Origin of the sequence: Pseudomonas rhizophila, assembly GCF_003033885.1 — a bacterium.
In the GTDB taxonomy this organism is placed as follows: domain Bacteria; phylum Pseudomonadota; class Gammaproteobacteria; order Pseudomonadales; family Pseudomonadaceae; genus Aquipseudomonas; species Aquipseudomonas rhizophila.
On record NZ_CP024081.1, the window covers coordinates 439,063 to 451,476 of the forward strand.

General features: G+C 61.0%; 8 protein-coding genes. 3 read left to right on the forward strand and 5 right to left on the reverse strand.

The window, feature by feature from the left end:
- Positions 1-846 precede the first annotated feature (846 nt).
- The 5 genes from CRX69_RS02020 to CRX69_RS02040 all read right to left on the reverse strand — a co-directional run bounded on the left by CRX69_RS02020 (position 847) and on the right by CRX69_RS02040 (position 7,862).
- A complete protein-coding gene (locus CRX69_RS02020; protein ID WP_047230510.1) occupies positions 847-1,311 on the reverse strand; it encodes an SRPBCC family protein in 465 nt (154 codons plus the stop codon).
- Positions 1,312-1,345: 34 nt separating this feature from the next.
- Positions 1,346-4,765, reverse strand: coding sequence for a non-ribosomal peptide synthetase (locus tag CRX69_RS02025; RefSeq protein WP_107321455.1), 3,420 nt, complete (start codon positions 4,763-4,765; stop codon positions 1,346-1,348).
- Positions 4,766-4,775: 10 nt separating this feature from the next.
- Positions 4,776-5,708, reverse strand: a complete 933-nt coding sequence (locus tag CRX69_RS02030) for a diiron oxygenase (RefSeq protein WP_076383234.1) — start codon at positions 5,706-5,708, stop codon at positions 4,776-4,778.
- Complete coding sequence (locus CRX69_RS02035; protein WP_076383235.1) at positions 5,705-6,481, reverse strand: DUF3050 domain-containing protein; 777 nt, start codon at positions 6,479-6,481, stop codon at positions 5,705-5,707. The genes CRX69_RS02030 and CRX69_RS02035 overlap by 4 nt, the downstream gene beginning before the upstream one ends.
- 688 nt (positions 6,482-7,169) lie before the next feature.
- Positions 7,170-7,862, reverse strand: coding sequence for a GntR family transcriptional regulator (locus CRX69_RS02040; RefSeq protein ID WP_107321456.1), 693 nt, complete (start codon positions 7,860-7,862; stop codon positions 7,170-7,172).
- 273 nt (positions 7,863-8,135) lie between these two features.
- On the opposite strand from CRX69_RS02040, the gene lapG reads away from it, so the two are divergent.
- From lapG to CRX69_RS02065, 3 genes are all read left to right on the forward strand, one after another.
- Entirely contained in the window at positions 8,136-8,759 is a 624-nt protein-coding gene (lapG, locus tag CRX69_RS02045) for a cysteine protease LapG (RefSeq protein ID WP_370695181.1), read from the forward strand.
- Between the two features lie 14 nt (positions 8,760-8,773).
- Positions 8,774-10,720, forward strand: a complete 1,947-nt coding sequence (lapD, locus tag CRX69_RS02050) for a cyclic di-GMP receptor LapD (RefSeq protein ID WP_107321458.1) — start codon at positions 8,774-8,776, stop codon at positions 10,718-10,720.
- Between the two features lie 1,300 nt (positions 10,721-12,020).
- Positions 12,021-12,380: a DUF6124 family protein gene (locus CRX69_RS02065; RefSeq protein WP_047230544.1), complete on the forward strand. Its 360-nt coding sequence runs from the start codon at positions 12,021-12,023 to the stop codon at positions 12,378-12,380.
- Positions 12,381-12,414 lie beyond the last annotated feature (34 nt).

Here is a 12,414-nt window from a genome sequence, read left to right on the forward strand (position 1 = left end):
GCCGCCGCCATCGCGAGCAGGCTCGCTCCCACAGGGGATTGGCGGTGTGACTGGATCTTGCGGCCAACCGAAATCAGTGTGGGAGCGAGCCTGCTCGCGATGGCGACAGCACAGCCAACATCATCGCCAGCTGACCCGCCGCTTTCGCGAGCAAGCCCGCTCCCACAGGGGATTGGCGGTGTGACTGGATCTTGCGGCCAACCGAAATCAGTGTGGGAGCGAGCCTGCTCGCGAAGACGGCGGCACAGCCAACATCATCAGCCAGCTGACCCACCCCTTTCGCGAGCAAGCTCGCTCCCACAGGGGATTGGCGGTGTGACTGGATCTTGCGCCCACCCCGGAACCAAAACTGTGGGAGCGAGCTTGCTCGCGATGGCGACAGCACAGCCAACATCATCGCCAGCTGACCCACCGCTTTCGCGAGCAAGCCCGCTCCCACAGGGAATCGGCGGTGGGACTGGATCTTGCTGCCAATCGAAATCAGTGTGGGAGCGAGCCTGCTCGCGATGGCGACAGCACAGCCAACATCATCGCCAGCTGACCCGCCGCTTTCGCGAGCAAGCTCGCTCCCACAGGGGATTGGCGGTGTGACTGGATCTTGCGGCCAACCGAAATCAGTGTGGGAGCGAGCCTGCTCGCGATGACGGCAGCACAGCCAACATCATCGCCAGCTGACCCACCGCTTTCGCGAGCAAGCTCGCTCCCACAGGGGATTGGCGGTGTGACTGGATCTTGCGCCCAACCGAAATCAGTGTGGGAGCGAGCCTGCTCGCGATGGCGACAGCACAGCCAACATCATCGCCAGCTGACCCGCCGCTTTGGCGAGCAGGCTCGCTCCCACAAGGTTTACTTGAACATCACTTGCACATTCCCCATCGCCTCATCGGCAAACCCTTGCAGGAAATCTCGGAAGCCGGACGGGGTATGGGCATCGGTGTGGTCGGCGATGATGGTCCAGGTAGCGCGGCAGCGGTTGTCCGCCAGGGGCTCGACGCGCATTGCCGCCCACAGGTTATCGATGCCCAGGGTGTTGTAGATCAGCGTCCAGGTCATGTGCATGGCCTGGTCATCATGGCTGTTGAGCTGTTCCACCACCAGGTTCTGCCCGTCGCGGAAAAACTTCTTGCGCAGGGACCTCACGCCCTCGCCGGTCATTTCGATGTGCTCAAGTGCCGGGATGAATCGATCGAACCTTGCAAAATTGCCCACCACTGCCCAGACGCTCGCCGCGTTGGCGGGTACTTCCACTGACGTTTCGACCTCGCAGGCGTGGGGGTTCTTGATCAAGGTGTCGGGTTGAAGTGCATTCATGGTCTTGCTCCTTTTTTTACAGTTGAGGGGTGCTTCAGATGAAATCGATGGCCTTGAGGTAATCAGCGCCGCGGCGCAGCAGGGCCGGGGATTTTTCCGGGTAGCGGGCACCCATCTGCCGTACACCGGCCCGGGCGTTGGCGTGGTTGATCAACGAGATGTCGCCGATGTCTTCCTCGAAACCGTTGAGGTAGAAACCCAGTACGCCGAACAGCGCATTGTCAGCATCGACCCGGCCCAGTTGCCGTTGCCAGTCGGCGACGCTGACCAGGGAAAATTCCCGGCCGCTGTCACGAAACGACGCCACATAAGCGTCCCAGCTCAAGGGCTCGGGGTTGTGCAGGTTGAATACCGCCTGCGTCGGCTGATAACGACTGGCGTGGAAGGCGATGAAGCGCGCCAGGAAGTCCACCGGCATCAGGTCGAAGTTGAGGGACAGATCCGGCACCTGACCGAGCTGGATCGAGCCCTTGAGCATCAACATCAACCGGTTCTTGTGGGGCTGGCAGACCCCGGTCAGGCTGTTGAAACTGATGTTGCCGGGGCGAAACAGATTGACCCACACCCCGCGATCCCGAGCGCGCTGCAGGATCCGTTCGCCGACCCATTTGGACAGGTTGTAGCCGTTCTTGATGTAGATCGGCGGCGTCTCTGCGGCGGGCTGCTCCAGGACCTGGCCGTCGGCATCCAGCGCACTGGACGCCGACAGCGTAGAGACGAAGTTGAAGATCTTCTTGCTGCGCCCTTCACACAGGCGCAGGCATTCGAAGATCGGCTCCACGTTGTCCCGCGCCAAAGACTCGTAGTCGAGCACATGATTGACGTGGGCGGCGTTGTGCACCAACGCGCCGAAGGTGCGGTCGATGCGGGCATAGACGTCGTCTGGCAAACCCAATTGCGGTTGGGTGATGTCGGCGGCGTAGACACTGACGCGGCTCAGGTCCAGGTGGTTCAGCCGATTGTCCCGCAGGGCCTGGGCAAAGCGTTCGGCCGCGCTTTGTCCGCCGGATTCGCGCACCAGGCACGCGACTTCGGTGGCGCCCCAGGCCAGCAAGGCCTCGACGATGTGTACCCCAAGAAAACTGTTGGCGCCGGTCACCACCACCTTGTGCACATCACCACACCGGCTGACAGGCAGGGGATCGAGGTTGAGTTCCGCTTGCGCATCGATCAAGGCCTGGGGGCTGAGGGTCGATGTGCTGTTTTGCGCAGGATCGTCCAGTAACTTCGCCAGCGTGATCAGCGTAGGTGCTTCGATGAAGCGATTGATCGACAGGCTGCGCCCGAAGGCTTCGCGGACCCCCAGCAACAGTTGTGACAGCAGGATCGAATGGCCACCGAGATTGAAGAAGCTTTCATCGGTGGCGATGTCGTCGACCGGCAGCTCCAGCAACTCGGCCCACAGTTGCCGCAGCTGCGTTTCCAGAACGTTCTGCGGCTGGCGCCGATGGCTGCCGACCTGCACTTGCACCGCCGTGGCGAGCAAGGCCCGGCGATCGACTTTGCCATTACTGGTGTAGGGCAGGCTGGGCAATTGCACGTAGGCCGCCGGGTGCATGTAGCTGGGCAGCGCGTTTTGTACATGCTCGCGCAAAGCCTGAAGGGCAGCGCCGGCCCGCTCTTCCCGAGGGTGAACCAGAAACGCCAGGATCCGCCGTCGGTCATCGACCCCCACCGCTACTTGGCGAAACAACTGGCTGTCGCGCAGGCAATGCTCGATTTCCTCGGGTTCGACCCGGAAGCCACGGATCTTCACCTGGTTATCGCGCCGACCACACAGTTCGATGCCGTGGTCGGTCCATTGGGCGATATCGCCTGTGCGATATACCCGCAGCGTTGGCCCGTCGGGCAGCGTCAGGTTGAGGTAGCGGCTCGCGGTCAACGTCGGGTCGTTCAGATAGCCGAGGCCGACCCCAGGCCCGGCGATGTACAGCTCGCCCGGTGTGCCTTGGGGCACCGGTTGCAGCTGCTCATCCAGAATCAGCACCCGGCCATTGGCGATGGGCACACCGAGGTTGCGGTTGTTGTCACCGACACCGAATTGCCGGGTGGTGACCAGCACCGTGGTTTCGGTGGGGCCGTAGATGTTGTGGAAACTGCACTGCGGTGCGAGCTGCTCGATCACGAACGGCTCACAGACATCGCCGCCGGTAATCAGATGTTCCAGCCCCAACGGTGCATCCAGCGGCATCACGCTCAGCAGCGCGGGCGGCAGGAAAGCATGAGTGACACGCTGTTGCTGAATCAGCGCCACCAGTTGCTGCGGGTCGCGACGCTGGTCTTCGCTGGGCACCACCAGCGTCGCACCCTGGATGAAGGTCGGCAGGATATCCAGCAGCGATGCGTCAAAGTTGATGGTGGAGAACTGCAATGCCCGGCTGTCACGCTGTAAGCGGACATAGTCGCTATACCAGGCGCAGAAATGGCTGAGGTTGCGATGACTGAGCAGCACGCCTTTGGGTTGGCCGGTGGTGCCGGACGTGTAGATCGCCACGGCCGGTTCGTCGCTGTCCACCACGCGGCGGATCAGCGAGGCCGGGATGCCGGGTTTGGGTGAAGGCAGCTTGCGTACATCCAGCGTCGGCAGCGACAGCTCGCCCAGGTCGCTGTCACCGTCGTGCAGCAGTAAGTCGGCGTTGGCGTTCTCCAGGATAAAGCGCCGTCGTTGCGCGGGGTGCTGCGGGTCCAGCGGCAGGTACACCGCCCCGCAACCCAGCACCGCCAGGATAGCTGCGTACAACTGTGCGGACTTGGGCAGGCAGACACCAATCACTCCAGGTTTTGCCCCGGCCAGTTGCTTGAGCATCGGCTCCTGCAAGCGCAACGCCAGACTGCGCAAGGACTTGTAATCGACAAGCTGACCGTCGACCCACAGGGCCGCTTGCGTACCGTCATTGAGCATGCGCTGCTCGATGTCATGCATGACCGGCACTTCGGCTGCAGCCAGCAGCCAAGGCACCGCGGGCCGATTGAGGTGGTGTTCGAAGGCCAGCGGCTCCAACACATCCAGTCCCTGCAACGATTCATCGCAGGCGTCGGTCTGCACCGTCGGCCAGTGATCGAAGCAGGCTTCGTCCCGGGAAAGCTGGCTGACCAGTCGCGCACCGTGCTCGACCACACCCGCCAAGGCGCGCAGTCGCAAAGACTGGCCGTTGCCGCAGCCTTGCGGGGCGATCACTTCCTGGGACAACGGCCGATGCGCGCTGTCGCGGAAAACCACCACCGGCTGTGGCAATGCCTGGCCGGGAAAAGCCTGGAGCGCCACACGCACCTGAAGGTTTGAGCGGGCGTCTAGGGTGCAGGGCAGCGTCCCGTCATCAATCAACAGGTCTACCGCTGTGTGGTGGTTCGCTGATTCAAGATGCACAACACCGTGGCCGTGCAGTTCGAGCTCCTGGGCCAGGTCGGTCATGGCCTGGCTTGTGCCAGACACGGCAATTTCGAGGCGTCTCATGGGCGGATCCTCATGGGGTCAGGTAGTCGGCCAGGGCGTCACGCACGCAGGGGGACGCCAGCATCGAGCTGCTGCGAAAAAAGCGCGTGATATTGCCCACCAACGGGTGAAAACGATTGATGGGATACGCCAGCGCACTGGCCTCCTCGCGCAATGACTGGCGCACCGATTCGTCGACGGGCAGGTGTGCGATCAGCTGGAAATCGAACGCCTGTTGCAGATCGCTCGCCAGGTACTGGCTGATGAAGCCGGGCATCAGTCGCGCAATCGCATCGCGGTCAGCTTCGGGCGCGCTGCGCCAGTAGATTTGCACCAGGCGCGTCCAGAATCCGGAGTGCCGTCCCTCATCCAGCAAGTGGTCGGCCATCAGGCCCTTGATCGACGCCTTGACCGAATCATCCCGGGCGAATGCCGCCACCTCGTTGGTCACGGTGTTCTCGGCAATGGCGATGCAGATCAGCTCCACGGCGCTGAGCAAATGCTCCGGTGCCTGGGCCAGCGTCGCCGGGATGGCGCGGCTGAGCTCGATCTGATCGGGCAACGGGATCGGCGCAATGCCAGTCATGTCGATGGTCTGCTGCATGAAGTCCATCGCCACCAGTGCGTGATAATCCTCGTCTACTACCACCGTCATTGCGTCGTAGCGGCAGGCGAACGGGAACTCGATGCCGAAGCTGTTCTTGGCAATGCGCCGGGCGGTGTGGTCCACCAGCTCGGTCTCGAAGATCACCACATCGTTGATGAACTTGTAGAGGCTCTGCACCAGCACAAAATCGCGCAGTTGCGGGCAGTGGCTGAGGAAGGTCTGGCTGTGCACCAGAGGCTGACGGCTCATGGGGAAGATCAACTTGTCGTCGTCTTCGACCCGGCGCCGTGGCCGGGTGCGGATGGTCGCGCGGCTTTCCCAGGCGTCGGCGAAGGATTGGTATTCGACAGCGTTCATGGCGCCACCTGCGCAAGCGGTTGGGCCATGCTCTGGCGTAACCCGTCCCACAGCGCGGTGCGGCTTTGGACGGCGGCGAGTGCAGCGGCCAGCACCTCGGTTTCGCGCTGCGGGTCGCCATCGATCAGTCGGGCCAAGAGTTTTTCCGCTGCCGGGCCGTGGTCCTCGGAATCCACTTCGATGTGCCGCTGCAGGTAATAACGAAACGTCGGCGCCTGATCCAGGCCGATGCCCCAGGCGTCCAGCATGCGCTGGAACATCTGCGGGATGACGCTCTCGCGACCATGCACGAAGGCGGCGGCCACGCTGTGGGCCGGTGCGTGCAGCGCCGTTTGCAGTGTCTGGCGGACGAACCGGGCCGCCGCCGGCTCCACTTCGACGCTCTCCAAGGCTGTTTCGGGACTGACGCCTTCCTGTTGCAAGGTGATGAACTGCTCAATGGCGCGAGTATCGGCGCCAACCTCGCGCATGGCGTCCAGGTACAGTTCGAAATGGCTGCAATAGCCGGCTCCGGGGCGGTCATCCGACTCCTCGCCCAGGACGATTTCGTTGATCAAACGTGCAGCGTGTGGGTCGGCCGGCGGTAACCAGGGCAAGTGGACACAGGTCAGCTCCCGTTGCAGCCGTTTGGTCAGTGACATGAAATCCCACACGGCAAAAACATGGCTTTGCATAAAGCGGCGCAGCAGATCGATTGATGTTATTTCAGAAAAAACCGGGTGTTGGCCAAGGGCGTGTTTTTTCAGAGATAGTTGTTCTTTGGTTGGCTGCATCGGAACGTCCTCATCAATGATGTTTGTTCGGAAAAGTCACCCGGGCTTTAATAAAAACGAGCGGGTGCCTGAACCGGAGTCCATAAGTTTCGAAAGTATTGAAGTGCTCGTCTTAACTGCGCATTCATGGCGTGCGGGCAAGGTTTTTAAGGCCTAAGCCATAAATGTAAGCGGTCGATAACAACTCGACGGATAAAAAACTAATACACCGAACAAGTAAGCGGCAAGTGTTTTTTTAATTATTTAAAGTGGGTTATTTATTGGGCGCGAAGAGGGGTGTTAAAACTTTTAATATAAGTTTTATTCAGGCGAAGCCGCTCCTTCCGATAGAGAAGTATCAGAATCGAAGAAGTTGAGTGAATGCCTCACTCGGAGCACTTCAGGGGACAGGGAAATAAGAAGTTGTTGTTTTATGGGGGGGACATCGGACGGACTTCCGATCATCCCGCCGGTTGGGCGGTGCTCCTTGCGTGTTGGCTTCGATTCGCCTGGCTGCGGCCAGGCGCTGACTTCTTCAGGTCTGTTTTTTAATCGACAAACGCAAGAGTGGGCCCAAATCGATGGCAGTGCCATTGAACTGATGGGGGCGACAGGGCGCGGCTACGCTGCGGCCTCGTCGGGCGGGCGAGAAACCGTGTAGGAGGGATGTGTAAGAAAGTGATGCGCCCCTCGGGGCGCGGGGGGCAGGTCAACGGCTTGGTTGTTGTTCCAGATAGCGACGGATGGTGACGCAGGCTTTTTCCAGATGCAGCTCCAGCAGGGCAACCGCTCTGTCGATGTCCTGCGCCGTAGCGGCCTCCAGCAGCGCGCGATGATCGTCCTGGGTCAGTTTGCCCAAGCCCATGGACGACAGATGGAAGCGCAAGAAGCGTTCTTCCTCATTGAGCTCGCGCTCGATCAGGTCCAGCAGTTTGCTGTTGGGTGCCTTGTGATAAAGCGACATGTGAAACAGCCGGTTGAGCCTGCCGATTTCAGCGTGGTCGGTCTGGGCTTCCAGTTGCTCGATGTAATGGGCGGCCATGGCCAGGTCCTCGGCATCGAGGAGGGGAATGGACAGGCGCAATGCGAAAGATTCAAGGACCGAACGCAGGGCGTACGTTTCGATCGCATTGTTGGTGATCAACGGGGCTACCACGGCGCCTTTGTGCTGAACCACATTGAGCAGTGATTGCGCCTCGAGCTGGCGCAAGGCCTCGCGTACCGGCATGCGGCTGACGCCGAACAGGTCGGCCAGTTCCTGCTGGCGCAGGGCGGTGCCGCAGGGCAGGCGCCCGTCGAGTATGGCCTCGCGCAGGGATTCTTCGATGATTGAGCGGGCCTGGGCAGCGGGAATGGGCCCGTTGACCTGGATAGTGCTTAGCGGTTTGGGCTTCTGTGTCACGACAACGCACCCTGACTGGTAGTAACAAAAATTGGATCCAAGCCAACAGTAGTTACAGATTGCCAAGCCGTCAAAACCTCGCGGCCCCGGTTCCTGAACTAAAGTTTAGTCTGCTCGTGGTGATCGCACCTTGCCATTGTCTTTTGCCGGGCCAGGCTTCACCATCCAACGCATTTCCCACGGCCCTTTTTGGACGTATTTCCCTTGGCTGCACCTTTCCCTGTTCCCAGGTCCTTGCGCTGGCTGTGTTCGACATTGTTGCTGGCCGGCCTCATGCTGGGCGGCCTGCAGGCTGACTGGGACTTTGCGCAGATCAGCCGGCGGGCGCAAGCGTTATATGGGCCGTTGGGCGAAGGGCAGCAACGGATCGATGCCTGGCAGCAATTGTTGGCGACCCAGAAGCAGACGCCGGAGCTTGAGCAGCTCAAGGTGGTGAACCTGTTTTTCAACAAACGGGTGCGCTACGTCGAAGACATCGACTTGTGGCGTCAGGTCGATTACTGGGAGACCCCGATCCAGGCCTTGTGGAAAGGGGCCGGGGATTGCGAGGACTACGCCATTGCCAAGTACTTCAGCCTGCGTCGTCTGGGGGTGTCCAGTGACAAGCTGCGCATCACTTACGTCAAGGCGTTGCGGCAGAACCGTGCGCACATGGTGCTCACTTACTACGCAACCCCCGATGCCATGCCGCTGGTACTCGACAGCCTGATCGACGGCATCCTGCCGGCCAGCCAGCGGACCGATCTGTTGCCGGTCTACTCTTTCAATGCCGAGGGATTGTGGCTGCCAGGCGCCAAGGGCAACAAGAAAGTGGGTGACACCAAGCGCCTGTCCCGGTGGCAGGATGTGTTGAAAAAAATGCAGGCCGAAGGTTTTCCGGTCGAGACGACTAACTAGGAGCGCGCGCTCAGATGTCCTTGTTCAAACAGCTGTTGATCGCTATCTGTCTGTTCCTGGTGGTTGCCTTCAGCGGCAGCTTCATGGTCAGTCTGGAAAGCTCGCGGGCCCAGTACGTCAACCAGTTGCGCTCCCACGCCCAGGACGCGGCCACGGCGCTGGCGCTGTCCCTGACGCCGAACATCGACGACCCGGCGATGGTGGAGCTGATGGTCAGTTCGATTTTCGACAGCGGCTATTACGCAACCATCCGTGTGGTCGATGTCGCCACCGACCAAACCCTCGTCGAGCGTACCGGCACGCCCGACGCCGGCAACGTGCCGCAATGGTTCATCAAGCTCATCGGCCTGGAGCCGGCCGGTGGCGATGCGATTGTTAGCCGTGGCTGGGAACAGGCGGCGCGGGTCGAAGTGGTCAGCCACCCGATGTTCGCCCTCGCCAAGCTGTGGCAGAGCGCATTGGGCAGCCTGGGCTGGCTGCTGCTGTGCGGCGCGGTGAGCGCGGTGCTGGGGGCCTTGCTGCTGCGTCGTCAGCTCAAGCCGCTGGATTACATGGTGCACCAGTCCCATGCCATCGCCCGTCGCGAGTTCCTGAGCCTGCCGGAGTTGCCGCGTACCCCGGAACTGCGCCGGGTGGTGCAGGCGATGAACCAGATGGTCGAGAAGCTCAAGGCGCTGTTTCAGGAGCAGGCCGAGCGTAGCGAAAAACTGCGGGTCGAGTCTTATCAGGACAATCTCACGGGCCTGGCCAACCGGCGGTATTTCGAAATGCAGCTCCACGCCCGGGTGAGCAACCCCGAGCAGGCCAGTTCCGGTTATCTGCTGTTGCTGCGGGTCAAGGACCTGGCCGGGTTGAACCAGCGGCTGGGCGGGCAGCGCACCGACCAGTTGCTCAAGGCCGTGGGCGAACAATTACAGCGTGAATGCGCCCGCTACCCTGAAACCCACAACATGGTGACGCGCATCCGCGGTGGGGAGTTCGCCGTGCTGGCGCCGGGGCTGGTGCGCGAGGAAGCGCTGCAACTGGCGCAGAACCTCGAAAGCGCCTTGGCCAGCCTGCATGCCACCGGTGCGACCGATGTGGCTTCGGTGGCCTCCATCGGACTGGCTCCATTCGTCCATGGCGACTCGCCGCAAGCCGTGCTCCAGCTCGGCGACCAGGCCCTTGCCCAGGCCGAAAGCCAGGGCGAACCGGGTTGGGCCTGCCTGGACCACAGCGCCTCGGCCAGCGTCGGTGACGATCATCATGCCTGGCACAATCTGCTCGACCAGGCCTTGAGCAATCAGCGCTTCGAGCTGTACTTCCAGCCGGTGGTGGCCGCCCAGGACACCCAGGTGGTGCTGCATTACAAAGTGCTGTCACGGCTGCTGGACGAGCAGGGCCAGACCATCCCCGCCGGGCGTTTTCTGCCATGGCTGGAGCGCTTCGGTTGGACCGCGCGTCTGGATCGTTTGATGCTCGAACAGGTGCTCAAGCAAATGGCCGGGCATGACCAGTCCCTGGCGTTGAACCTGTCTTCGGCGACGTTGGCCGATCCGCAGGCGCTGAACAAGGTCTTTGAGATCCTGCGGGCGCATTCCAACCTTGGGCCGCGCTTGACCCTGGAGATTGGTGAAGAGCAACTGCCGGAGCAAGCGGTGCTGGAGGAGTTGACTCGGCACCTGCGTGAGCTTGGTTTCTCCCTGAGCCTGCAGCGTTTTGGTGGGCGGTTCAGCATGATTGGCAACTTGTCGCGGTTGGGGTTGGCTTATCTGAAGATCGATGGCAGCTATATCCGTGCCATTGATCAGGAGAGTGACAAGCGCCTGTTTATTGAAGCGATCCAGCGTGCTACTCACAGTATTGACTTGCCGTTGATTGCCGAGCGGGTTGAGACGGAGGGGGAGTTGGCGGTGATTCGGGAGATGGGGTTGTTTGGGGTGCAGGGGCAGTTGGTTGGGGAGCCTCGGCGTTGGGGGTGAGGTTTGTTGACCTTATGACCGAGTACATATCCATTGCTGCGGTAACGGCGGCTTATGGTTCCGCCCTTACGGCGGGTCACTTTTGGCAAACGCCCCAAAAGTAACCAAAAGGTCTTGCCCCACCACTCGGTGCCTCGCCTAGGCTCGGCATGCCCGAACGCAGGCATTGCTCCGTGGGCCCGCCGCGAAGGGCCATCCATGGCCCAGCGCGGCTATCCCGGCATCCATGCCGGGATGCCCACTACGCAATACCTACGTTCGGCCAGCGTGGTTGACGGGGCCCCAGATCAAAATCAAAAGCGAGGCGGCCTGACAGCCGGCCTGGCTTTGGCGGGTGTACACCAATCAGACTTGTTTGAGCAGAACCTGTGGGAGCAAAGCTTGCTCGCGAGGCGGCCTTATAGCCGGCCTGTCTCTTGCGGCTGTGCATCAATCGGACCTGTTTGAGCAGGCACTTGTGGGAGCAAAGCTTGCTCGCGAGGCGGCCTTATAGCCGACCTGCTCTTGCGGCTGTGCACCATCAGACCAGTTTAAGCAGGATTTGTGGGAGCAAAACTTGTTCGCGATGAGGCCGACACATCCAACATCCAACATCTTCATCAACTGAACCACCGCCATCGCGAGCAAGCTTTGCTCCCACAGGATGAACGCGGTCATCAGAAAACAGGTCGGCTGTCAGGCCGCCTCGCCAAGCTTTTGATCTGGGACGCCCCGTTAACCACGCTGGCCGAACGTAGGTATTGCGTAGGGGGCACCTCGGCATGGATGCCGAGGTAGCCGCGCTGGGCCATGGATGGCCCTTCGCGGCGGCCCCCGGAGCAATGCCTTCGTTCGGGCACACCGAGCCTAAGCGAGGTGCCGAGTGGTGGGGCAAAGCGTTTTTGGTTACTTTTGGCGCTCTTCCAAAAGTGACCCGCTGTAAGAGCGGAACCGCCAGTAGCCGTTACCGCAGAAACGGATATACACCCCCTCTAAAAGTCAGGTCCTAGGAGATTTCCTTCGAGTTGTGGCGAACTTGGTGAACTTGTCCGGCGTCTGCCCCGTGGCTAGTCTGGGTTTGTCACTGAAAAAACGGTGACACCGGCGTGCAAGCCGGTTAGAAAGACGCCCAACAATATCACCAGCCACTTATCGTGCATTCGTGCTCATGTTTTATGGCAGCTGTGTGCGGGAGACCTTCGGGTCTGCCGAGGTTTTTGGGCGTTGTCTTACTCGGTCTTGCACACTCGCACATAGCTGCCACCCTTCATCGCGTGCAAGCGAGCCAGGGCGGCTCTGAATTGAATAGGAAGCCCAAACCATGTTCAAAGCTACGCCTAACCCTCCACAGCCCTCATCCAAATCCCGAGTCGAAACCCTGCAAGCAAAAAAACTCGACGAAGCCGCCGAGCGCGCTCTCGACTACTATCTCAAACCCAAACCCGTCGACGAGGCCCAAGCAGGCCAGCTCTTCATCGTATCCCCGAACATCGACACCGAAACCTTACTGGCCAATGCCTCCGAAGACCTGCTGTCCATCAGCGCCATCGCCGCCGACCTGGCTGATGACGTCGACGGCTCGCGCCGCAGCGTGATTCTGGCGATCAGCCGAATGGCCGACGGGGTGCATTTGTTGGTGGAGCGGGCGATGGATCGGCTTGAGGTTCAAACGTCGAACTGACAGGCCTGTGGCGGATTGAAGATGGCCATCGCGA

Coding starts and splice junctions, on each gene's coding strand:
- CRX69_RS02020 (WP_047230510.1), bottom strand. CDS start 1,311: ATGAATGCACTTCAACCCGACACCTTGATCAAGAACCCCCACGCCTGC.
- CRX69_RS02025 (WP_107321455.1), bottom strand. CDS start 4,765: ATGAGACGCCTCGAAATTGCCGTGTCTGGCACAAGCCAGGCCATGACC.
- CRX69_RS02030 (WP_076383234.1), bottom strand. CDS start 5,708: ATGAACGCTGTCGAATACCAATCCTTCGCCGACGCCTGGGAAAGCCGC.
- CRX69_RS02035 (WP_076383235.1), bottom strand. CDS start 6,481: ATGCAGCCAACCAAAGAACAACTATCTCTGAAAAAACACGCCCTTGGC.
- lapG (WP_370695181.1), top strand. CDS start 8,136: ATGCTGGGCGGCCTGCAGGCTGACTGGGACTTTGCGCAGATCAGCCGG.
- lapD (WP_107321458.1), top strand. CDS start 8,774: ATGTCCTTGTTCAAACAGCTGTTGATCGCTATCTGTCTGTTCCTGGTG.
- CRX69_RS02065 (WP_047230544.1), top strand. CDS start 12,021: ATGTTCAAAGCTACGCCTAACCCTCCACAGCCCTCATCCAAATCCCGA.